At 64.6% G+C, this 21,628-nt stretch carries 19 protein-coding genes; 14 read left to right on the top strand and 5 right to left on the bottom strand.

Annotated features, from left to right (window positions below; translation table 11 throughout):
• Nucleotides 1-151: 151 nt before the first annotated feature.
• Nucleotides 152-526 (bottom strand): Mth938-like domain-containing protein, encoded by a 375-nt coding sequence (locus THI_RS11205; RefSeq protein WP_013106364.1) that lies wholly within the window; start codon nucleotides 524-526, stop codon nucleotides 152-154.
• A 259-nt stretch (nucleotides 527-785) separates the two neighbouring features.
• On the opposite strand from THI_RS11205, the gene THI_RS11200 reads away from it, so the two are divergent.
• The 12 genes from THI_RS11200 to THI_RS11145 all read left to right on the top strand — a co-directional run bounded on the left by THI_RS11200 (nucleotide 786) and on the right by THI_RS11145 (nucleotide 11,663).
• The gene (locus tag THI_RS11200; RefSeq protein WP_041609266.1) at nucleotides 786-2,030 is read left to right on the top strand and encodes a pyridoxal phosphate-dependent aminotransferase; all 1,245 of its coding nucleotides are present in this window, start codon (nucleotides 786-788) and stop codon (nucleotides 2,028-2,030) included.
• Between the two features lie 18 nt (nucleotides 2,031-2,048).
• A complete protein-coding gene (locus THI_RS11195) occupies nucleotides 2,049-3,359 on the top strand; it encodes a homoserine dehydrogenase (protein ID WP_013106362.1) in 1,311 nt (436 codons plus the stop codon).
• A complete protein-coding gene (gene thrC, locus THI_RS11190; RefSeq protein ID WP_013106361.1) occupies nucleotides 3,359-4,801 on the top strand; it encodes a threonine synthase in 1,443 nt (480 codons plus the stop codon). Before THI_RS11195 ends, thrC begins: the two co-directional genes overlap by 1 nt.
• On the top strand, nucleotides 4,801-5,322 hold the full coding sequence (mobB, locus tag THI_RS11185; protein ID WP_013106360.1) for a molybdopterin-guanine dinucleotide biosynthesis protein B: 522 nt from the start codon (nucleotides 4,801-4,803) through the stop codon (nucleotides 5,320-5,322). The genes thrC and mobB overlap by 1 nt, the downstream gene beginning before the upstream one ends.
• Nucleotides 5,319-6,554, top strand: coding sequence for a molybdopterin molybdotransferase MoeA (locus THI_RS11180; protein WP_013106359.1), 1,236 nt, complete (start codon nucleotides 5,319-5,321; stop codon nucleotides 6,552-6,554). Before mobB ends, THI_RS11180 begins: the two co-directional genes overlap by 4 nt.
• 3 nt (nucleotides 6,555-6,557) lie before the next feature.
• Nucleotides 6,558-6,815: a molybdopterin converting factor subunit 1 gene (gene moaD, locus THI_RS11175; protein WP_013106358.1), complete on the top strand. Its 258-nt coding sequence runs from the start codon at nucleotides 6,558-6,560 to the stop codon at nucleotides 6,813-6,815.
• 4 nt (nucleotides 6,816-6,819) lie between these two features.
• A complete protein-coding gene (gene moaE, locus THI_RS11170) occupies nucleotides 6,820-7,311 on the top strand; it encodes a molybdopterin synthase catalytic subunit MoaE (protein ID WP_013106357.1) in 492 nt (163 codons plus the stop codon).
• A gap of 90 nt (nucleotides 7,312-7,401) precedes the next feature.
• Nucleotides 7,402-7,920, top strand: a complete 519-nt coding sequence (locus THI_RS11165) for a DsrE family protein (RefSeq protein WP_013106356.1) — start codon at nucleotides 7,402-7,404, stop codon at nucleotides 7,918-7,920.
• Between the two features lie 198 nt (nucleotides 7,921-8,118).
• Nucleotides 8,119-8,331: a DUF3311 domain-containing protein gene (locus THI_RS11160; protein ID WP_013106355.1), complete on the top strand. Its 213-nt coding sequence runs from the start codon at nucleotides 8,119-8,121 to the stop codon at nucleotides 8,329-8,331.
• A gap of 4 nt (nucleotides 8,332-8,335) precedes the next feature.
• Nucleotides 8,336-9,874, top strand: a complete 1,539-nt coding sequence (gene mctP / locus THI_RS11155; RefSeq protein WP_013106354.1) for a monocarboxylate uptake permease MctP — start codon at nucleotides 8,336-8,338, stop codon at nucleotides 9,872-9,874.
• A gap of 138 nt (nucleotides 9,875-10,012) precedes the next feature.
• On the top strand, nucleotides 10,013-10,411 hold the full coding sequence (locus THI_RS11150) for an MAPEG family protein (RefSeq protein ID WP_013106353.1): 399 nt from the start codon (nucleotides 10,013-10,015) through the stop codon (nucleotides 10,409-10,411).
• Nucleotides 10,404-11,663 carry a CaiB/BaiF CoA transferase family protein gene (locus THI_RS11145; protein ID WP_013106352.1) on the top strand — a complete coding sequence of 420 codons (1,260 nt, stop codon included), beginning with the start codon at nucleotides 10,404-10,406 and terminating at the stop codon, nucleotides 11,661-11,663. The genes THI_RS11150 and THI_RS11145 overlap by 8 nt, the downstream gene beginning before the upstream one ends.
• A 14-nt stretch (nucleotides 11,664-11,677) precedes the next feature.
• Here the strand turns inward: THI_RS11145 and THI_RS11140 are convergent, their stop codons facing one another.
• Nucleotides 11,678-13,252, bottom strand: coding sequence for a transglycosylase SLT domain-containing protein (locus tag THI_RS11140; RefSeq protein ID WP_231836174.1), 1,575 nt, complete (start codon nucleotides 13,250-13,252; stop codon nucleotides 11,678-11,680).
• A 105-nt stretch (nucleotides 13,253-13,357) separates the two neighbouring features.
• Nucleotides 13,358-14,176, bottom strand: coding sequence for a hydroxyacylglutathione hydrolase (gene gloB / locus THI_RS11135; protein WP_013106350.1), 819 nt, complete (start codon nucleotides 14,174-14,176; stop codon nucleotides 13,358-13,360).
• Between the two features lie 24 nt (nucleotides 14,177-14,200).
• Between gloB and THI_RS11130 the strand changes: the two genes are divergently transcribed.
• Together THI_RS11130 and rnhA are read left to right on the top strand one after the other, a co-directional pair.
• Nucleotides 14,201-15,091 (top strand): class I SAM-dependent methyltransferase, encoded by an 891-nt coding sequence (locus tag THI_RS11130; protein WP_013106349.1) that lies wholly within the window; start codon nucleotides 14,201-14,203, stop codon nucleotides 15,089-15,091.
• A 5-nt stretch (nucleotides 15,092-15,096) separates the two neighbouring features.
• The gene (rnhA, locus tag THI_RS11125) at nucleotides 15,097-15,552 is read left to right on the top strand and encodes a ribonuclease HI (protein ID WP_013106348.1); all 456 of its coding nucleotides are present in this window, start codon (nucleotides 15,097-15,099) and stop codon (nucleotides 15,550-15,552) included.
• A gap of 22 nt (nucleotides 15,553-15,574) precedes the next feature.
• Here rnhA and THI_RS11120 read toward each other — a convergent pair whose 3' ends face one another.
• Nucleotides 15,575-16,618 (bottom strand): cupin-like domain-containing protein, encoded by a 1,044-nt coding sequence (locus THI_RS11120; RefSeq protein ID WP_013106347.1) that lies wholly within the window; start codon nucleotides 16,616-16,618, stop codon nucleotides 15,575-15,577.
• Nucleotides 16,619-16,668: 50 nt separating this feature from the next.
• Nucleotides 16,669-21,627: a non-ribosomal peptide synthetase gene (locus THI_RS11115; RefSeq protein ID WP_013106346.1), complete on the bottom strand. Its 4,959-nt coding sequence runs from the start codon at nucleotides 21,625-21,627 to the stop codon at nucleotides 16,669-16,671.
• Nucleotide 21,628 lies beyond the last annotated feature (1 nt).

The raw sequence follows: 21,628 nt of genomic DNA, 5'->3' as shown, positions 1-21,628 counted from the left end.
AGTCTCCTGCTGGGCTGCTGCATCGTTTCTCCTCGTTCTGATCAGTCGTTGACACTGCTGAGGGAAACGGAAGGACGTAAAACCTTATTTTATCTTGCCGCGCGAACCAGAGCCGGTTCACGCTGTTTTGCCTCGGTTCGCGCCGGTCCGATCATTCGATCATCAGCGCGGCCAGCACATGACGACCTTCGCCCGCCAGAATGTTGTAGGTGCGACAGGCGGCGGCGGTGTCCATGACTTCCCAGCCGATGCGGCGCGAGATGAGCTGGCGCATCAAGGCGGCGGGCAGCAGATGCTGCTCGCGGCCCGTGCCTATGAGCACCACCTCGGGCAGCGGATCGAGCAACAGGGCGTCGATGTGCGCGGGCAACAGCGCGCCGACGTGCTCGGCACCCCAGGGCTTTGGCGCCTGCTGCGGGGCGAACACGCAGGCGCTGGTGTGGCGCACGCCGTTGACTTCGACATAGCCCGGCCCGTAGGCGGAGACCATCTGCGTATCGGGGGAGAAGTCGGGCTGGAGTTTCATGACTGGACGGGTGCGGGCCGCTACATCAGGCTCGCGCAGGGGCGGGCGTGGGGGAAAGACGGCGCAAACCGAGGGAAATGCAGGGGTTGAAGGTGCAGATCAAGGTAAATTATAGGGTTAGCCCTCCGCATGGCGGGCGGGCGCGGGTCTGAATCCCCTACCCTGAAGAGATGCGCTCAGGATCGGGATGAGTGGCCAGGGTGGCAGCACGCACGGTGTTTGTGCGGACGCTTTTTTCTAGGTAGAGAGTGAGGTGGTTGTGCGCGAATTCCGGAAGTCCGACAAATTGGCCGATGTCTGCTATGACATCCGAGGTCCCGTGCTCGACAAGGCGCGGCAGATGGAAGAGGAGGGGCAGCGGATCATCAAGCTCAACATCGGCAATCTGGCCGTGTTCGGCTTCGAGCCGCCCGATGAGATCGTGCAGGACATGATCCACAACCTGCCCAGTGCGGCCGGCTACACCGATTCCAAGGGCCTGTTCGCGCCGCGCAAGTCCATCGTGCATTACACGCAGGAAAAGGGCATTGCGGGGGTGAGCATCGACGATGTGTTCATCGGCAACGGCGCCTCCGAGCTCATCAATATGAGCATGAACGCGCTGCTCAACAATGGCGACGAAGTGCTGATTCCCGCGCCGGATTACCCGCTCTACACCGCGTCGGTGGCCCTTTCGGGCGGCAAGCCGGTGCACTACATCTGCGACGAGCAGTCGGACTGGTATCCGGACATTGCCGACATCCGCAGCAAGATCACGCCCAACACCCGGGCCATCGTGGTGATCAACCCCAACAACCCGACCGGTGCGCTGTACCCGCGCGAATTGCTCGAAGAGATCGTGCAAGTGGCGCGTGAGCATGAACTCATCGTGTTCGCTGATGAGATTTACGACAAGACGCTGTACGACGGCAACACCCACACCAGCATCGCCTCGCTGGCCGACGATGTGCTGTTCATCACCTTCAACGGCCTGTCGAAAAACTACCGCTCCTGCGGCTACCGCTCGGGCTGGATGGTGGTGTCGGGCAACAAACGGTGTGCGCGCGACTACATCGAGGGGCTGACCATGCTGGCCTCGATGCGCCTGTGCGCCAATACGCCGGGCCAGCTGGCCATTCAAACTGCGCTGGGCGGTTATCAGAGCATCAAGGATCTGGTCGCGCCGCAGGGGCGCCTGACCAAGCAGCGTGATCTGGCTTACGACCTGCTCACGCAGATTCCGGGGGTCAGCGTGGTGAAACCGAAGGCGGCGCTGTATATGTTCCCGCGGCTCGATCCCGAGATTTACCCCATCGCCGACGATCAACAGTTCGCCTACGACCTGCTGGCGCAGGAAAAAGTGTTGATCGTGCAGGGTACCGGCTTCAACTGGCCGCAGCCCGACCATTTTCGGCTCGTTTTTCTGCCCAATGCCGACGATCTGACGGAAGCCATCGGCCGCATCGCGCGCTTTCTAGAAACCCTCCGCAAGCGCAGCCGCGCTGTTGCCTCGGCCTCGGCCTGATTTCCTGTCCCGTTCTCTATGAAACCTTTACAGATTGCCCTTCTCGGCGCGGGCACCGTTGCCAGCGGCGTGGTCAAGGTGCTGGCGCGCAACCAGGAAGAGCTGCAGCGTCGCGCCGGGCGCGGCATTGCCCTCGCGGCGATTGCCGCGCGCAACCCCGACAAGGCGCGCGCCGCTTTAGGGGACGCCCTGCCCATCACAACGGACTTCATGGCGTTGGCGACCCGGCCCGACATCGACATCGTGGTCGAACTCATGGGGGGCATCAGCCCGGCGCGCGAGTTGGTGCTGGCGGCCATCGCTGCGGGCAAGCATGTGGTCACCGCGAACAAGGCCTTGCTGGCCATTCACGGCAACGAAATCTTCGCCGCGGCACAGGCCAAGGGCGTGATCGTGGCCTTCGAGGCGGCTGTGGCCGGCGGAATTCCCATCATCAAGGCGGTGCGCGAAGGGCTGGCGGGCAACCGCATCGAATGGATCGCGGGCATCATCAACGGCACCACCAATTTCATCCTGTCCGAGATGCGCGACAAGGGGCTGGATTTCGCCACCGTGCTCAAGCAGGCGCAGGCGCTGGGCTATGCCGAGGCCGATCCGACCTTCGACATCGAGGGCGTGGACGCGGCGCATAAAGCGACCATTCTCTGCGCCATCGCGTTCGGCGTGCCGGTGCAATTCGACAAAGCCTATGTCGAGGGCATTACCGCGCTGCAGGCTGCCGACATCCGTTACGCCGAGCAACTCGGCTACCGCATCAAGCTGCTGGGCATCACCAAAAACACCGGTGAGGGCATCGAGTTGCGCGTGCATCCCACTCTGATACCGGCCACACGTCTGATCGCCAATGTCGAAGGCGCGATGAATGCGGTGGTGGTGCAGGGCGACGCGGTAGGTCCGACCTTGTATTACGGCAAGGGGGCGGGCTCCGAGCCGACGGCCTCCGCCGTCATCGCCGACCTGGTGGACGTGACCCGGCTGCACACCGCCGATCCCGAGCACCGCGTACCGCATCTGGCCTTCCAGCCCGATGCGATGAGCGACTTGCCCATCCTGCCGATGGATCAGGTGGTCACCGCCTATTACCTGCGCCTGCGCGTGGCCGATCAGACCGGGGTGCTGGCCGACCTCACGCGCATCCTGGCCGATGAGGGTATTTCCATCGACGGTCTCATTCAGCGCGAAGCCGGGGAGGGCGAGCATCAGACCGATCTCATCATCCTCACGCATGACACCGTCGAGGCGCACATGAATGCGGCCATCGGCCGCATGCAGACCCTACCCAGCGTGCACGCGCCCATCGTGCGCATTCGTAAAGAGGAGTTGCGCTGATGCGTTATCTGAGTACCCGCGGCGAGTCCGCGACCCGAGGTTTTTCCGACATCCTGCTCGAAGGGCTGGCGCCCGATGGCGGGCTCTATCTGCCCGAAAGCTATCCGCTGATCGATAGCGCCACGCTGGCGCAATGGCGCGGGCTGTCTTACGCCGATCTGGCTTTTGAGATTCTGTCGCGTTTCATCACCGACATTCCGGCGGACGATCTGCGCGCGCTGATCGCCAAGACCTACACGCCCGAGGTGTTCGGCGGCCATGCCGAGATCGTGCCGCTCAAACCGCTGAAAGGCGATCCGGGCATGGCGCTGCTGGGCTTGTCCGAAGGGCCGACGCTGGCGTTCAAGGACATGGCCATGCAGTTGCTCGGCAATCTGTTCGAGTACGCGCTGGCCCGCCAGCACAGCGAACTCAATATTTTCGGCGCGACCTCGGGCGATACCGGCAGCGCGGCCGAATATGCCATGCGCGGCAAGCGCGGTATTCGCGTGTTCATGCTCTCGCCCTTCGGCAAGATGAGCGCGTTTCAGACCGCGCAGATGTATTCGCTGGCCGACGCCAACATCCACAACATTGCGGTGCAAGGCGTGTTCGACGATGCGCAGGACATGGTCAAGGCCGTGTCCAACGACCTCGACTTCAAGCGCCGCTGGCGCATCGGCACGGTCAACTCCATCAACTGGGCGCGGCTTGCGGCGCAGATCGTCTATTACTTCGCCGGTTACTTCCAGGCCACGCGCAGCAACGACGAGCAGGTGAGCTTCACGGTGCCGTCGGGCAACTTCGGCAACATCTGCGCCGGGCATGTGGCGCGCATGATGGGTCTGCCGATCCGCAAGCTGGTGCTGGCCACCAACGAAAACAACGTGCTCGACGAGTTCTTCCGCACCGGCGTCTATCGTCCGCGCAAATCGGCGGAAACACATCACACCTCTAGCCCGTCGATGGATATCTCCAAAGCCTCGAACTTCGAGCGCTTCATCTTCGATCTGCTCGGGCGCGACGCTTCGCGCGTGCACGCGCTGTTCGCGGACGAACTGCCGAGCAGGGGCTTTTTCGACCTCTCGGCCGACCCGGCGTTTGCCAGGAGTGCGACCGACTACGGCTTCACCTCGGGCAGCAGCACCCATGCCGACCGGCTCGCCACCATCCGGAGCGTGTGGCAGGGCAGCGAACGGTTGATCGACACCCATACCGCCGACGGCGTGAAAGTGGCGCGCGAACACCTGGAGCCGGGCGTGCCCATGCTGGTGCTCGAAACGGCGCTGGCCGCCAAGTTCCCCGAAACGATTCAGGAAGCCGTGGGTACCTGCCCGCAGCGCCCGGCCGGACTCGAAGACCTCGAACGCCGCCCGCAGCGTTTTGCCGTCATGCCGGTCGAGGTGGAGGCGGTGAAGACCTATATTGCGATGCACTGCGGCGCGGGGCTGGCGGGCTCCTGATGAAGGTCGTCGGATTTGCCGGATTTTCCGGCAGCGGCAAGACCACCTTGGTCGAGGCGCTGGTCAAGCGGTTCGTGCAGAAGGGGTTGCGGGTGTCGGTACTCAAACACGCGCATCACCGCTTCGAGTTCGATCATCCGGGCAAAGACACCTGGCGGCACCGCGAGGCCGGCGCGTTTGAGGTGCTGGCCGCGTCCGACCGCCTGATCACGCTGCAGCGCCGTCTGCCTGAGCCGCAAGAGCTTGGGGTGCCCGAGCTTCTGCTCATGCTCGATCCAGCCGCTGACTGGGTGTTTGTCGAAGGCTTCAAGCAGGCGCGGCTCCCCAAGGTTGAAGTGTGGCGCGCCAGCACCGGGCGGCCTCTCTGCTACCCCGAGGATGCGCAGGTTCTCGCCATCGCCACCGACTCGCCGCAGCAACTCCCGCAGCCCGCCCCTGCCGCCGTCCTCGACATCAACGCCCCGGCTGCCGTGGCCGACTGGTTGACGGACAATGCCCCCAAATTCGAGTACCTGCCATGACTGCGCCAGCTTCACCTCTGATCGATCCCGATGTCGCTTTGCAGCGTCTGCTGGCTGCTGCGAGCGCGATCAGCGAGACCGAGACGCTGCCGCTCTCGTCCGCTCTCGGTCGGGTGTTGGCGCAAGAGGTGCGCTCCACCATCGACGTGCCCCCGGCTGACAACACCGCGATGGACGGCTACGCCGTGCGCAGCGCCGAGGTGTCTGCCGCGGGCGCCCGCCTGCCGGTGAGCCAGCGCATTCCGGCCGGCGCCGTACCGCAGCCCCTGCAGCCGGGAACGGCGGCGCGTATTTTTACCGGCGGGCTCATTCCACCGGGCGCGGACGCCGTGGTGATGCAGGAACAATGCGCCGCCGAGGGTGATGCGGTGCGCATCAACGCGCAGCCCAAGGCCGGTGATTGGGTGCGGCGACGCGGCCTGGATGTGGCGGCTGGCAGTGTGGTGCTCGCAGCCGGGCAACGGCTGCGGCCGCAGGATCTCGGGCTGGCCGCTTCCGTGGGAGTGGCCTCGCTGCGAGTGCGTCGCAAGCCGCGCGTGGCGATGCTGTTCACCGGCGATGAACTCGCCATGCCCGGCGAGCCGCTGCGCCCCGGCGCCATCTACAACTCCAACCGCTTTGTCATCCGCGCCCTGCTGGAAACCGCGGGATGCGAGGTGACCGATTTCGGCATCGTGCCCGATCAGCTCGAGGCCACCCGCGCCGTGCTGCGCCAAGCCGCGCTGGGCCACGACCTCGTGGTGTCCACCGGAGGCATGTCGGTGGGCGAGGAAGACCACGTCAAGCCCGCGGTGCAGGCCGAAGGCGCGCTCGATCTGTGGCAGATCGCCATGAAGCCTGGCAAGCCGCTGGCCTTCGGCCATCTGCGCCGCAGCGAAGAACAGGGCGAAGCCGCCTTCATCGGTCTGCCCGGCAATCCGGTGTCGAGCTTCGTGACCTTTCTCCTTTTTGTGCGGCCTTTTTTGCTCGCCTTGCAGGGCGCAGGGCAAACCGCCGTGCAGACGCTGCCGGTGCGCGCCGCGTTCGATTGGCCCAAGCCCGACAGGCGCCGCGAATATCTGCGCGTTCGGCTCAATGCGCAAGGCGAGGCCGAGCTGTTTGCCTCGCAGAATTCCGCGGTGCTCACCTCGACCGTCTGGGCCGACGGCCTGGTGGACAACCCGCCGCAGCACCCCATCGCCCGTGGCGATGTGCTGCGCTACCTTCCGTTCTCCATCTTGTTGCAGGGCTGACCCATGCTCGTTCAGATTCGGTATTTCGCCAGCGTGCGCGAAATCGTCGGTGTGTCACAAGAAACGCACGACCTGCCCGAAGCGGTGCTCACCGTGGGGCAGGCGCGCGATTGGCTGCGGGCGCAGGGCGGGCGCTACGCACTGGCGCTGGCGGCTGAAAAACCGCTGCGCATGGCGTGCAATCAGCTCATGTGCGACGGCGACACAGCGCTGCAGCCCGGCTGCGAAGTCGCGTTTTTTCCGCCCGTCACCGGGGGCTGAACGCATGGAGCCGATCACCATTCGCATCCAGACCGAGCCGTTCGACCTGGGTGCAGAACTGCAGGCGCTGCGGGCTGGGCGGCTGGACGTGGGCGCGATCGCCAGTTTTGTCGGGCTTTGCCGCGATCATCATCCGGGCGTTTGCGACCCCGGCCATGTGCAGGCGATGGAACTCGAGCATTACCCCGGCATGACCGAGCGCGCCATCGCCGACATGGTGCATGAGGCACAGGCGCGTTGGCCCTTGCTGGGTGTCACGGTGATTCACCGCGTGGGCCGCCTGCTGCCGGGCGACGACATCGTGCTGGTGCTGGTGGCCAGCGCCCACCGCGCCGCCGCCTTTGCCGCCTGCGAATTTTTGATGGATTACCTCAAAACTCAGGCGCCGTTCTGGAAGAAGGAAACCACGCCCGAGGGCGGTCAGTGGGTCGATGCCCGCGAATCCGACGACGCCGCGCTGCGCCGTTGGGGCGTCGAGTCCGACAACGCCGGCTGAGCATCCCTGGGTTGCCCTCGGGTTGACCCGCTAGGCGCTCGATGTCCCATCTATTACACCCGGATACATCTGGGTTCGCGAGGGGATGTCATGCAAGCCACAAGACGACAGGTATTGATCGCAGCGCTCTGCGCGATTGCCAGCGGCGCGGCAAACGCGGCTGGACAGGTGGTGCAAACGCCCTACAAGGCGCCGATGAAAGTGGTGTTCGAGTTTTACCTCGACGACCCCGCAACCCTTTCCAATGCGCTGTTCTGGGTGCGCTCGGTGTTCAACACGGTGCAGGCCTCGCCCTATGACTTTTCGCCCGAAGATGTGCAGGCCGTCGTGGTGCTGCACGGCACCGAGATTGCCGCCACCGTTATCCGCAATCAGGACCGTTATCGTGAAGCCGTCGAGCGCATGCGCTATTACGCGCAGATGGGCGTGAAGTTCAAGGTGTGCGGACAGGCGGCACACGATTTCGGCTACACCCCGGCGGATTTTCTGGACTTCATCGAAATCGTGCCGAACGCCATGACCGAGTTGATCTATTGGCAGCAGCAGGGTTATGCCCTGATCATTCCGCGCATCCTGATCAAGCGGGAATCGACCGAACAAATCCGCTGATTTTTTTGCTCGCTCTCAGTAGAAACCCTCACGAACGCTCGTTCGTTTTCTCCTGCTTGCGAATGACACATTCGGATACCCGCATTTGTAAACGGCTGGGCTAATCTCCGACACGTCAGCGCACCGGCGATGGATGCCGGTGAAAAAACCGAAGGTTGGCCGCCCCTGGCGCGTCATCCGAGCCTGGAGACCCGTTCCATGTCCACACCCAAAAAACTGGGGCCGCTGCAGTTCATTCTGCTGGCGATTCCCTGTGTTGCCGTGCTCGCCATTCCCTACTTCAACAAGCTGGAACCCAGCGTGTTCGGCATTCCCTTCTTCTACTGGTGGCAACTCGTCTGGGTGCCGCTGTCCGGGGTTTTCATCGCCATCGTCTACAAGATGGTCGTGCCGTCTGGAAGCGGAGACTGACGCCATGAATGTCGTTGCCACCGTTGTTTTTGTCGCGTTGTTTGTCGGTATCGCGGTTCTGGGATTCGCCTCGGCGCATTGGCGCAAGGGGGATATGAATCATCTGCATGAGTGGGGGTTGGGCGGGCGACGCTTCGGCACCTGGATCACCTGGTTCCTCATCGGGGGCGACCTCTACACCGCTTACACCTTCGTGGCCGTGCCCGCGCTGGTGTTCGGTGCCGGGGCGCTGGGTTTCTTTGCGCTGCCTTACACCGTGCTGGTGTATCCCATGGTGTTCGCCATCCTGCCGCGTCTGTGGATCGTGGCGAAAAAGCACAACTACATCACCGCGTCCGATTTCGTCGCCGGACGCTACGGCAGCCCGGCGCTGGCGCTGGCGATCGCCGTGACCGGCATCGTCGCCACCATGCCTTATATCGCGCTGCAGCTCGTGGGCATTCAGGTGGTGATCGGCGGGCTGGGTTTTTCCACGCAGGGGCTGATGGGGGATGTGCCGCTGGTCATCGCCTTCGTCATTCTGGCTGCGTTCACCTATACCAGCGGGCTGCGCGCCCCGGCGTCCATTGCGGTGGTCAAGGATTTGCTGGTCTACATCACGGTGATCGCGCTCATCATCGTGGTGCCGTACAAGCTCGGCGGTTTCGGCAACATCTTCGCAGCCATTCCGAAGGGGCATCTGCTGCTGCCGCCGGTGAAAGACGGCAACCTGGGCCTGCAGTCGTTCTATCCGACTTTGGCCTTTGGCTCGGCGCTGGCGCTGATGCTGTACCCGCACGCCACCACGGCCGTGCTCTCGGCCAAGGGCCCCAACACCCTGCGTCGCAACTGGGTGTTCCTGCCCGCGTACTCCTTCATGCTCGGCCTCATCGCGCTGCTCGGTTATATGGCCTATGCCTCTGGCATTGCCAAGCTGCCTGATCTGGCGCCTTACTTCAAGCAGTACGGCCCGCAGTTCGCCATGCCGGGTCTGCTGCTGCACTACTTCCCGAGCTGGTTTGTCGGCGTGGGCTTTGCGGCGGTGGCGATCGGTGCGCTGGTGCCCGCGGCCATCATGTCGATCGCAGCGGCCAACCTGTTCACCCGCAATATCTACAAGCCCTATATCAATCCGAACTGCAGCACGCGCAAGGAAACCGAGATGGCCAAGCTGGTATCGTTGCTGGTCAAGTTCGGTGCGCTGCTGTTCATCGTGTTCCTGCCGCTGACCTATGCCATTCAGCTCCAACTGCTGGGCGGCATTCTGATTTTGCAGACCCTGCCGGCTATCGTCTCAGGCATCTACACCCGCTGGTTCGACGCCAAGGCGCTGCTGCTGGGTTGGGCGGCGGGTCTGGTCTGGGGCGTCTGGGCGGCGTCGCTCAGCGGCTTCAAGGCCTCGGGCTATGGGCTGCACATTGCGGGCATGGTGATTCCGGCTTACATCGGCTTGTACGCCCTGGTGATCAACTTCGTGGTCGCCATCGTCGCCACCCTGGTCATCGGCGCCTTGGGCATGGCCAACAAGCAGGATGCAACCGTGGCCGCAGACTACGCGGGCTAACGACATGAGACAAGTTTCTGCTCCCTGAAGATCGCACGCCGGAGGTTTGATTCCGGCCGAACGCGACGGTAGTGCCAAGGGCCGACAGCAGTCGGCCCTTGGTTTTTGTATGCTGCGCACTCACCCCGGAGATCCCCCATGCTGCTCACCGCCATCCTGCTGCTCATTGCCTCGCAACTGCCCATCGTCGCGGCGGGCAAGGCCAAGTCGGGCACGTTTCGCTCCAAGGAAAACCGCTACGACAACAACGAGCCCCGGCTCTGGCTGGAGCGGCAGACCGACCCGCGCAGACGCCGCGCCAACGCAGCGCAGGCCAACAGCTTCGAGGCCTTGCCTTTTCTGTTTGCGGCGGCCTTGTTTGCCCTGTATCTGAAAGCGCCGCTGGAACTGATCAACGGCCTGCTGGTCGCCTGGCTGGTGTTGCGCGCGGTTTATCTCTGGTGCTACCTCAACGACCGCGCCTCGTTGCGCTCGGCGGTGTGGGGGCTGGCGCTGCTGGTCAACATCGCCCTGTTGTTTGCTCCGTTCTATGGATAAGCCGGTCGCTTCAACACAGCCTGCGCGCAGTGCGCTCGACGGCCTGCGCGTGCTCGAACTCGGCAGTCTGATTGCCGGGCCGTTTGCCACCCGGCTGATGGCCGAGTTCGGCGCGGACGTGATCAAGATCGAGTCGCCCGCACGCGGCGATGATCCGGGCGGCGACCCGCTGCGCAGTTGGCGCAAGCTGCACAAAGGCGAGTCGCTTTGGTGGACCGCGCAGGCGCGCAACAAACGCTGCATCACGGTCAATCTCAAACACCCGCAGGGCCGCGACATCGTGCTGCAGCTCGCGGCGCGGGCCGATGTGGTGGTGGAGAACATGCGTCCCGGCGCACTCGAAAAGCTCGGCCTGGGTTGGGACGACCTGCGTGCCGTCAACCCCAGTCTGGTGATGGTGCGCATTTCCGGCTTCGGCCAGACCGGGCCGATGCGCCTGCAGCCGGGTTTCGGGGCCATTGCCGAGGCCATGGGCGGCATGCGCTATGTCACCGGCGACCCGGATCGTCCGCCCATGCGCGCCAATTTGTCGCTGGGCGACTCCATCGCCGCCTTGCACGCCACCATGGGCGCGCTCATAGCGCTGCGCCACCGCGACGCCACCGGCGGGCGGTGGAACGGGGAGCAGGGCGGCGAAGGGCAAGTGGTCGATGTGGCGCTGACCGAGAGCGTGTTCAATCTGCTGGAAAGCACGCTAATGGAATACAGCTACGACGGCACGGTGCGGCAGCGCACGGGAACGAGCATTCCGGGCATCACTCCATCCAACGTCTATCGCAGCAAGGGCGGCGAGTGGGTGCAGATTTCGGGCAATGGCGATGCGATTTTCAAGCGGCTGATGCTGGCCATCGGCCGCGCCGATATGGCCGAGGATGCCGGGCTGGCGCGCAATCCAGGCCGCATGGCGCGCGCCGACGAGATCGACGCGGCCATACAGCAATGGGCTGCGGGACAAGAGCCCGAAGCCATCGTGCAGGCCATGCGTGCGGCCGAGGTGCCCGCCACCCGCATCTACAGCATTGCCGATGTGGCGGCCGATGCCCAGTTTCGCTCGCGCGGCATGATCGAGCCGCACGCACTGGCAGACGGCACGCCGGTGGATTTGCCCGCGCCCGCGCCTCGCTTGTCAGCCACACCCGGCGCCACGCGCTGGCTCGGCCCGGCGCTGGGAGCGCATACCGATGAGGTGCTGGCCGAACTGGGTCTGGACGCCGGACAGATCGCCGCGTTGCGGCAGGACGGCGCGGTCTGAACGCGTGATCGCGCTTACTGCTGCGCGACGTCGATCAGCTTCTTGTCCCGCGTCTGCACGCTGTAGTGCAGTTCTTTGCGCTGACGCTCGGCGACCTTGACAGGCTGGCGCACGATGTTGCGGCGCTTGACCTGCGGTTTGCGTTCGGCCACCACGCGCCGTTTGACCACCTTACGCTCGGCCACGATGCGCCGCTCGTCCGCCTGGCGCTCAGCCACGAAAATGCGCGGGGTGTGCGTGACGTAAATGGTCACGAACTGCCCTTTGCGGAAAATGCCGCGCTCGGTCGTGCGGTTCCACTGCGCCACTTGCAGCGGGCTGAGGTGATAGCGGTGCGCTACGCCCTGCACCGAGTCGCCATATCGGCCGACGCGCAGCACCATGCGACGCCCCGGCGGGGCTTCGGGCGCAAAGGCCAGCACCGCATTTTCGGCGACGGCCGCGCTGACGTTTTTGTTGCTGCCGTCATCGGCCTTGGGAATCAGCACGGTCGAACCGGCCCGGATGAGCTGCCGCGCCGGAATGTCATTGGTCTCGCGCAGCACGGCTTCGCTGACCTTGAGGTCGCTCGCCAGTTGCATCGGCGACTGAGTTGCTTTGACGGTGTAGGCCGTCCAGGTGGACAGCGGGCCGTTGTAAGCCTGCAGCGCTTGCGCAAAGTGCGTGGCGTTGTCGTAGGGCAAGAGAATGCGCGGGTTCGTCGCCCCCAGGATCACCGGCTTGGTGTAGGAGGGGTTGAGCGAGCGGAACTCGTCGGGCGTCAGCCCGGCCAGTTTGGCAGCCAGCGACACGTCGATATCGCGCGTGATGGTGACCGCCTTGAAGTAGGGATGATCGGGAATGTCGGGCAGGGTGATGCCGTACTTGCTCGGATCGGAAATGATGTCTTTCACCGCCTGCAGCTTGGGGTAGTAGTTGCGGGTTTCGTTGGGCATGCGCAGGTCTTGGTAATCGACCGGCAGGTTATGCGCCTTGTTGTAGGCAATGGCGCGTTGCACACTGCCTTCGCCCCAGTTGTAGGCGGCCAGGGCGAGCTGCCAGTTGCCGAACATGTTGTAGAGGTTCTGCAGATAGTCGAGCGCGGCGTTGGTCGAGGCCAGCACGCTGCGGCGATCATCCTGGAACATGTTCTGCTTGAGGTTGTAGTGCTTGCCGGTGGACGGTATGAACTGCCACATGCCCACAGCGTGGGCCACCGAGCGCGCGTCGGGGTTGTAGGCGCTCTCGATAAAAGGCAGTAGCGCCAGCTCGGTGGGCATGCCGCGCTTTTGCACTTCCTGCACGGTGTAGTAGAGGTATTTGCGCGCGCGCTCGGTCATGCGGGCGACATAGTCGGGCCGGGTGGTGTACCACTGCGCGGCCTGCGCCACCAGCGGGCTGTCCATATTGGGAATGGCGAAACCGGCGCGGATGCGTTGCCAGATGTCGTTGTACTGCGGGGTGATGTCTTTGGTGTCGTCTTGCAGCGCCGTTTGCTCTGCGGGAGTGATGGCTTCGCCGCCGACCACCTCGGCCTTGAGCGGTGTGCCGGGTTCAGCGGTTGCGGAAGCGGCGGCGGTGGAACTGCTGGGCGGTGAGGTTAGAGACAAGGCGGCGGTTTTTTCGGAGGGAGGGACGGCGGCGCATCCGGCGGCCATTGCGACCATTGCACCCAAAGCCCAAAATCGCAGTCGTCTCAGTTGCCGCATCGGTTCTCACCCCTTGAAATCGTTTTTCCACTCTCGCAGCCAGGCCAGCGCCTGCACCGCGTCCCCGGGCTTTTGGCCCTTGTGCTGCTCCAGCGCCTGCAGCACGCCGGGCTGGTCGGTGCGCAGGAACGGATTGATCTGCTTCTCCAGGCCGATATGGCTCGGCAAGGTGGGCAGCCCTTTGGCGCGCAAGGCCAGGCACCGTTTCTGGTGCGCCACCACCGCCTCGTTCAGGGGATCTGCAGCCCGTGCGAATTGTAGATTAGAGAGGGTGTACTCGTGGGCACAATTTACTGTCGTATTTTCAGGGAGTTGCGACAGTTTGTTTAAAGAATGGTGCATCTGGGCCGGAGTTCCTTCAAACAGACGACCGCAGCCTGCGGAAAACAGCGTGTCGCCGCAGAACAGCGACGGCGGCTCCTCACCCTGCAGCGCGGTGGCCACATAGGCGATATGCCCCAGGGTGTGGCCCGGCACTTCCAGCACCTCCAAACGCAGGGGCCAGCCCGTCGGCGAGAACCCATCGCCCTGGCGCATGGCCTGCGTGCGTGCGGGAATGGCCTCGGCGGCTGGCCCCCAGACGGGCGGCTCATCGGCGGGGTGCTTCGCCTGCCACCACTGCAGCAGTTCGCGAATGCCGCCCACATGGTCGCTGTGATGGTGGGTGACTAGAATGCCGCGCAGTTCCAGGCCGCCCCGTTCCAGGGCGCCAATCACCGGCGCGGCGTCGCCCGGGTCGACCACCAAAGTGCGCGGATCGTTCGCGTCGGGCCTAATCAACCAGATGTAGTTATCGCGAAAGGCAGCAAGCGCTTCTGTATGCATGGTGACTCCGATCTGTGGCCGTTGATGAGCCTGCAGCACTGGTTGCAGACGCCTCCCGGTCGCTATGCCCTGGCTTGGGAACAGAGCCAGATCGACCGCGTGGTGACCGACATTTTCGGCTATCACGCGCTGCAACTCGGCAATCCGGCTTTGCAGGGGCTGGCGCACAACCGCATGCCGCATCGCTGGCTGGCGCTCGACGGCGCCGAGTCGGCCCAGCCCGATTTGCCCGGCGTGCGCCCGGCCTGCCTGTTGCCCGAGCATTACGGCGGCGAGCCGGTCTATGCCGAGCCCGGTCTGGTGGACGCCGTGGGCGTGGCGGCGGAAAACGCACAGCTACCCCCCGAGCCGCAGCCCGCCGACGCCCACGCCATTCATACCGAGCATCTGCAATGCGACTTCACCGCGCTGCCGTTTCCCGCCCAATCGCTCGACCTGGTCGTGCTGCCGCACACGCTGGAGTGGGTGGACGATCCGCACGCCTGCCTGCGCGAAGTGGACCGCGTGCTGGTGCCCGGCGGGCAGATCGTCATCAGCGGCTTCAACACCTGGAGCCTGTGGGGCATGCGACAACTGGTCGGGCGTGTGGGCGGCGGCTGGTATCTGCCTCAGCACGGCGAATTTCTCGCCCCGCGCCGCGTGCGCGACTGGCTGCGGCTGCTCAGCTTTGAAGTCACCCAAGGCCGCTTCGGCTGCTACCGCCCCGCGCTGTGCTCGCCGCTGTGGCTGCACCGCTGGCGCTTCATGGACCAGGCGGGAGACCGCTGGTGGCCCGTGTTCGGCGCGGTGTATTTTCTTGCGGCAATCAAGCGCGTGGCCGCCATGCGCCTGGTCGGCAAGGTGGAAATGCGCACCCAGCGTCGCGCCGTGGCGCTGCGACCCATTGCGCAGCGCCAGACGAAAACAAAAATCTGAACCCTATGACCAGCGAATCCGACAACGAGATCATTATCTACACCGACGGCGCCTGCAAAGGCAACCCCGGCCCCGGCGGCTGGGGCGTGGTGCTGCGCAGCGGCGCCCATGAAAAAACCCTGCACGGCGGCGAGCTGCAGACCACCAACAACCGCATGGAATTGATGGCCGCCATCATGGCGCTCGAAGCCCTCAAGCGCCCCAGCCACGTGCTGCTGCACACCGATTCGCAATACGTGCTCAAAGGCATGACCGAATGGATCGTCGGCTGGAAACGCCGAGGCTGGACCACCGCCGACAAAAAGCCCGTGAAAAACGTCGATCTGTGGCAGCGCCTCGAAAAGGCTGCCGCGCCCCACACCCTGCGCTGGACCTGGGTGCGCGGCCACACCGGCGACCCCGGCAACGAACAGGCCGACGCCCTGGCGAACCAGGGCGTGGAGGCGGCGGGGCGGGGGTAGGTCACTGCGCCGCCACGCCCATTCACTCGACTGAAAGCCGGAACTTCATCGGTGTTTCTGAGGGGTCTTTGGCGAAGTCCGGGGATGCCGGTGAAAGGGCCGACGGGAATTTGAGGCGCTTTGCCAGTAGCGGTGTTGCCGTCTGCAGGTTCTCCATGACTTGCATGACGCTGCCTGCCCCTTTGAGATAGAAGCGCTTGAGCGCCGTCTTGGCCGCCGAGTTCTTGGATCGGTCGCAGACATCCTCCACAAAACCGGGCCAGTTAGAGCGATCCATCAAGGCCGTGCAGACCGAGATGGAAATGGACAATGGCCGGGCTGCATGCCACCACAGCATGGGAATGAAAATAGTCTGCCCGGGCTTGAGCACTGCGCGGTAAGCCGTGGCTTCGGCCATGCGCGGAAAGCGGCTCAGATCCGGCGCGGCCGGGTTCTCCACCTGAGACCAGTTTTTCTGGCCGGGGCGCGGGTAGAGCTTGTCGCCGTCCTCGGGTGGAAAGAGATAGAACTCCTTGTCGCCATAGATTTCGGTGATCTGCGCGTGGGCGTGTTCCAGGTCGTAGTGCATCACCGGAAACTTGCTGCCCACACCCCCCATCAGCAGTTTGAGAAAGCCGTCGGGACGGCGCCAGCGCTCGGGAATCAGCGGGCTCGCATGGCGACCCGCAAAGGCGTAGGCATTTTGCGGACGGAGATCGGCCAGCAGTTGCGGCAGGTGATCGTGGATGAACAGGCGATAGAGGTAAGGCCCCGGCGCATCGACGGTCGATGCCTCAACGGCATCGACGAAGTCGCGCATCGCCATGCGTTTGGTGTAGGACACCTGCACGGTTTGGTTGCCGAACTTGTCGCGGAAATAACCGGGCGTCCATCGGTTCAATGCAGGCCACTCACGCACCGAGTCGGCGATGACAACGGGCCGATTCTTGCGAACGTACTCGTTCAGGAACTCGTTGTAGGGCAGGTCCTGTGCCCGCACCACGTCGATGGCGAGGGGCGGGCGGGTTTGCAGTGGCTGGGCGCGTGCGCGATCAGGTCCACCTCCAATCGGTGTGGCTTGCTGCATGGTTTGAACTCCAGGAAATGTGCATGATGGGCAGCCTTCTTTGGGCGGCGTCAGTTTGCTGAGTGTGTCGAACTGCTGGTCTCTTTCCCGAACAGGCGCTGGAAGAGACTCTTTTTGCCACTGGGTGCGGCTTGTTCTGTTTTGTCGTATTCGAGGGCGATCTGCCGCAATGAATCGAATACGTAATGACGGGGGCCGAGGCGTTTTCCCGTTAATTTCTCCATGCGCGAGACGGCCTGCATGACCAGCAGCGAGTGGCCGCCCAGATCAAAGAAGTTGTCGTCGGGCTCGATATGCGGGGTGGCGAGTAGCTCGGCCCAGAGGGCGGCGAGCTGTCGCTCCGTCTCGGTTTGCAGGCGGTCTGCAGCAGGTGCGGCTGCGGCGGGTGCCCTTGGCGAAGCGACGGGCGATGCGGTCGAAGCCGGGCTGCTGACACTCACCGTGCCCCGCAAGGCGGGCAAATCCGCGAGCGCGGTCTCGGGGTGCGCTATGGCGTCGACGAGCAACTGGCTGTACTGCGCCATCCACGCCGCCACGCGAGGGGCCTCGAATACGTCGGTGTTATAGGTCAACCCACCCATCACGCCGCTGGGGGTGTTGAGGAACCACAGGCGAACGTCCTCGGCTGCGGCAGGTTGATAGACCTTGAGATTCTCCTGCTCCAGGGTTCCCCAGTGGGTGTTTCGCTGTCGCACATCCTGATACGAGAAGAAGGCCTGATAGATCGGATTCCTGCTGTCGTCTCTCTGAACCGATGAGAAATGCAGCATTTGCTCCAGCGGCGCGTCGGGAGCGGCAAACGCGGCGAGTACGACTTCGCGCACTTGACGCAACAAGGATGCGAACGATTGCGTCGGGTCGGGGCGAATCCGCAGCGGCAAGGCGTTGACGAAAAAGCCCATCACCTTCTCCAGTTCCACCGTGGGCCGCCCGCGTACCGGCGTGCCGATGACCAGATCGGTCTGGCCCGATTGCCGCCACAGCAGCGCCGCGAAGGCGCTGAGCAACACCATGTAGGGCGTGGCGTTTTGTTGCAGCGCGAATTGGCGCAGGCTGGCAAACCAATCGGCCGGGTGGCTGAACCAGAAGGTGTCGCCGCCACCGGTCATGCGCTTGGGGCGGGGGCGGTCTGCGGGCAGATTCAGCGGCGCGGGCAACGGGGTGAGTTGATCGCGCCAGTAGCCGAGCTGGCGCTGAAGATCGGGCGTTTCGAGCCATCGCCGCTGCCAGGCGGCGTAGTCGCCATAGGTGACGGGAAGCGGCGCCAGATCGGGCGCGCGGCCTTCTGCAAAGGCGGGGTAGAGCGCCGCCATTTCGTCGTAAATGAGATCGAACGACCAACCGTCCCAGATGATGTGGTGCGGCATGAAAAACAGCACATGGTCGTCTTCCGCCAGACGGTAGAGCCCCAGTTTGAACAGCGGCAGTTCGCTCAGATCGAAGACCTCGGCGCTGCGGGCCTGCAGCCTTTTCATCAATTCGACCTCGCGGTCGGCAGGGGGCAGGGCGGAGAGGTCGTGAATCTCGCCCAGTTTCACGGTCAGTTCGGGGGCGACGACCTGCAGCGGCGCGCCGTCTTGCTCCACGATCACTGTGCGTAGGCTGGCTTGGCGTGCCACCATGGCGTTGAGCACGCGCTCGAGGGCGACGACATCCAACGCCCCGCGCAGACGATGCGCGGAAGGGGTGTTGTAGGTTGGCAGCCCTGGGTCGAGCTGTTCGAGGAACCAGATGCGCCCCTGCTGCAGCGAGGCGGGCGCGACGGTCTGCTCGCTGCGATGCGCAATGGCTTCGACCTTGGCGCTATCGTCCTGGGCGTGGGTGTCGATCCAGCGCGACAGACCGTCGATGCTGGGCGCATCGAAGACGGTGCGCATTTGCACATCCAGACCGGTTTGCTCACGCAGTCGCGCCGCGAGCTGCGCCGCCAGCAGCGAATGCCCGCCGAGGGAGAAAAAGTCGTCATCGAGTGCCAAGCCGGGCAGGCGCAGCACCTGCTCCATCACTGCGGCCACCCGCTTTTGGGTGGGCGTCTGCGGAAGTCTGCGCACGGCCTCGACCGGCCCGCCGCCGGTGGTGGGCGAAGGCAGGCGCTTGCGGTCGATCTTGCCATTGGGCAAGAGCGGAAGCGTCTGCAGCGCAACGATGTGCTGCGGAATCATGTAGGCGGGCAGGTCTTGCTGCAGATGCTTGCGCAACTGCGCGGGGTCCAACTCCACTTGCGCGGATCGGGGGACGACATAGGCCACCAGCCGGGCATCGCCCGGGGTGTCTTCGCGCACCATCGCCACGGCCTGCGCGACTTCGGGGTGGTTGGTGAGGTGGGTTTCGATGTCGCCCAGCTCGATGCGGAAGCCGCGCAGCTTCACCTGGAAGTCGAGCCGCCCGAGATGTTCTAGCTGGCCGTCGTTGCGCCAGCGGCCACGGTCGCCAGTGCGGTAGAGGTGCGTGCCGGGTTCGGTGGAAAAGGGGTCGGGCACGAAACGATCAGCCGTGAGCGCTTCACGTTGCCAGTAGCCCAGGGCAACGCTGGCCCCGCCGATGTGGATTTCGCCGGGCACGCCAACGGGGCAAAGATTGCCGCGAGGGTCGAGCACCCACACCTGGGTGTTGGCCAGCGGCGTGCCGATGGCGATGCCTGCGGCGCTGTCTTGCACCGGCCAGCAGGTGGACCACACGGTGGTTTCCGTAGGGCCGTACATATTCCACACCGCGCCGCAACTGCGCTGCAACTGGGTGGCGAGGTCGGCAGGCAGGGGTTCGCCGCCGACCAGGGCTTTGAGCTTGCTTTGGCCTTCCCAGCCTGCGCTGAACAGCAGGCGCCAGGTGCTCGGCGTAGCTTGCAGGGCCGTGACCGGGTGGGCTTGCAGCAGGTCGCGCAGGGCGAAGCCGTCGGCGGCTTGTTCGCGGCTGGCCAGCAGCACGGTGGCGCCGACGGCGAGCGGCAGCAGGAGTTCGAGTACGGCAATGTCGAACGAGAGCGTGGTGACGGCCAGCAGCATGTCGCCGGACGTCAGGCCAGGGCGTTGGGCGACCGCGAGCAGAAAGTTCACCACGGCGCGATGCGGCAGCATGACGCCCTTGGGTTTGCCGGTGGAGCCCGAGGTGTAAATCATGTAGGCCAGCGATTCGGGCGTGGCGTCGCGCTGGGCATCTGCGGCCGGCGTCGCGTCGGGCTGGGCGGTTACTTCAGAGGCATCGCCGTCGAGCCACAGGCTTTGCGCGCGCGGCCAGGGCAGGGCGTCGGCTGAGGTGGACTTGGCGATCAGCAGGGCGAGGTCGGCGTCTTCGGCCATGTCGGCCAGTCGCGAGGTGGGAAAGCTCGGGTCCAGCGGCACATAGCCTGCACCGGCGACCAGAACGCCCAGCAAAGCGGGCAGCATGTCGGCGTCGCGGGGCAGGCACAGGCCAACGCGAGAGCCGCGCTGCACGCCGCGTGCGCGCAGCGTGTGGGCGACGCGATGCGCCTGCGCCCAGAGTTGGGCGTAGGACATCGGGCTAGCGCCGCAGATTTGCGCGGTGGCATCTGGCGTGCGCGTGGCCTGCGCATGCAGCAGCTGGTGCAGCAGCAGGCCGGGAGGCAGCGGCGACGAAGTGGCATTGAGTTGCGCCAGTTGCTGCCGGTCGGCGTCGGTGACGATGTCGATGGCGCCGAGCGCCTTGTCAGGGGCGGCGCAAAGATGCGTCAGCAAGGCTTGGTAGCTCGCCAGCCAGCGGCGCACGGTGGCTTCGTCGAACAGCGTGGTGGCGTATTGGCACTCAAGCTGCAGCCCGCCATCAGCCAGGGGAACGGCGTTGACGAACAGTTCGAAGTTTTCGGCCTGCCGTGGGTTGGATGCGACCTTGACCTGCAGATCGCCAAAGCTGCGCAGATCAATAGCTTGGTCGAGATTGAACATGACCGGCGCGAGCGGCACCCGCGATGGATCGCGTTCGATCAACAGCTTTTGCAGCAGAGTGCCAAAGGTGTAATGCTGGTGTTCGAAGGCATCGAGCACGGCCGATTGCACGGCCGGCAGCGACTGCGCCAGCGGGGCGGCGGCGTCGGGCATCAGCCGCAAAGGCAGCAGATTGACGCCGTGGCCGACGACAGTTTCGAAACCCGGCAGCGTTTGCCCCGCAGCGGGTACGCCGACCACCACTTCATCATTGCCCGAAAGGCGCTGCAGCAACGCGCCGAAGCTGCACAGCAGGGTGGAGAACAAGCTGGCGCCGGACTTGGCGCCGAGTTGACGCACGGCGCTCACCACGTTTGCGGGCAGCACATGGTCGATGCGCTTTGAGGCGAAAGCTCGCGTGGCGGGGCGGGGGTGGTCGCAAGGTAGCTCCAGCACGGCGGGAATGCTGGCATAGCGGTTCAGCCAGTACGCCTCATCGGCCTGATGTTCGGCGGTGCCTTGTCGCGCGGAAAGCGCTTGCGCAAACGAAGCGAAGCTCGCGGGCGCCTCGGGCTCAGGGGCTTCGCCTTTGCGGGCCGAGTAAAGCGCACCGATTTCGTCCACCAGGACGCCGAACGACCAGCCGTCGCAGACGATGTGGTGCGCGCTGAGCAGCAGGGCGATGTGATCGTCGCCCAGGCGCAGCAGGCGTGCGCGAAACAGCGGCCCTTGTTGCAGATCGAAAGGCGTGGCGACGGCTTGCGCGGCGGCTTGCTTCAGGGCGTCATCGCCTTGCTCGGAGGTCAGGCCGCGCAGGTCGTTCAGCGGGATGTCGAGGTTCAAACGCTCAGCGATGAGCAACTGTTCCCCATCGGCGCTGAGGGTGGCGCGCAGCGCGTCGTGGCGATCCGGCAGGGCGCGCACCGCAGCGCTGAGCGCTGGCAGATCGACCGCACCGCGCAGATGCAGGGTGATGGATTCGTTGTACGCCAGCGTGGCGTCGCCGCCTAGCTGGCAGGCCAGCCAGATTTCGCGCTGGGCTTCGGTGGTGGGGGCGACGCGGGCGACGGGCTCAGCGTCAGCGAAGGGGTCGTAATCGACTGCGGTGGCGTTGGCGTTGGGAGTGTCCATG

This window comes from Thiomonas arsenitoxydans (assembly GCF_000253115.1).
GTDB classification, from domain to species: Bacteria; Pseudomonadota; Gammaproteobacteria; order Burkholderiales; family Burkholderiaceae_C; genus Thiomonas; species Thiomonas arsenitoxydans.
This window is presented reverse-complemented; position numbering and strand designations above follow the sequence as displayed.

Bases quoted from the DNA above. Each gene is read 5' to 3' on its own strand.
- THI_RS11150 (WP_013106353.1), top strand. From the start codon at position 10,013: ATGCTGCTCACCGCCATCCTGCTGCTCATTGCCTCGCAACTGCCCATC.
- mobB (WP_013106360.1), top strand. From the start codon at position 4,801: ATGAAGGTCGTCGGATTTGCCGGATTTTCCGGCAGCGGCAAGACCACC.
- THI_RS11180 (WP_013106359.1), top strand. From the start codon at position 5,319: ATGACTGCGCCAGCTTCACCTCTGATCGATCCCGATGTCGCTTTGCAG.
- THI_RS11145 (WP_013106352.1), top strand. From the start codon at position 10,404: ATGGATAAGCCGGTCGCTTCAACACAGCCTGCGCGCAGTGCGCTCGAC.
- THI_RS11205 (WP_013106364.1), bottom strand. From the start codon at position 526: ATGAAACTCCAGCCCGACTTCTCCCCCGATACGCAGATGGTCTCCGCC.
- mctP (WP_013106354.1), top strand. From the start codon at position 8,336: ATGAATGTCGTTGCCACCGTTGTTTTTGTCGCGTTGTTTGTCGGTATC.
- THI_RS11130 (WP_013106349.1), top strand. From the start codon at position 14,201: ATGAGCCTGCAGCACTGGTTGCAGACGCCTCCCGGTCGCTATGCCCTG.
- THI_RS11120 (WP_013106347.1), bottom strand. From the start codon at position 16,618: ATGCAGCAAGCCACACCGATTGGAGGTGGACCTGATCGCGCACGCGCC.
- THI_RS11195 (WP_013106362.1), top strand. From the start codon at position 2,049: ATGAAACCTTTACAGATTGCCCTTCTCGGCGCGGGCACCGTTGCCAGC.
- gloB (WP_013106350.1), bottom strand. From the start codon at position 14,176: ATGCATACAGAAGCGCTTGCTGCCTTTCGCGATAACTACATCTGGTTG.
- thrC (WP_013106361.1), top strand. From the start codon at position 3,359: ATGCGTTATCTGAGTACCCGCGGCGAGTCCGCGACCCGAGGTTTTTCC.
- moaD (WP_013106358.1), top strand. From the start codon at position 6,558: ATGCTCGTTCAGATTCGGTATTTCGCCAGCGTGCGCGAAATCGTCGGT.
- THI_RS11160 (WP_013106355.1), top strand. From the start codon at position 8,119: ATGTCCACACCCAAAAAACTGGGGCCGCTGCAGTTCATTCTGCTGGCG.
- moaE (WP_013106357.1), top strand. From the start codon at position 6,820: ATGGAGCCGATCACCATTCGCATCCAGACCGAGCCGTTCGACCTGGGT.
- THI_RS11165 (WP_013106356.1), top strand. From the start codon at position 7,402: ATGCAAGCCACAAGACGACAGGTATTGATCGCAGCGCTCTGCGCGATT.
- rnhA (WP_013106348.1), top strand. From the start codon at position 15,097: ATGACCAGCGAATCCGACAACGAGATCATTATCTACACCGACGGCGCC.
- THI_RS11115 (WP_013106346.1), bottom strand. From the start codon at position 21,627: ATGGACACTCCCAACGCCAACGCCACCGCAGTCGATTACGACCCCTTC.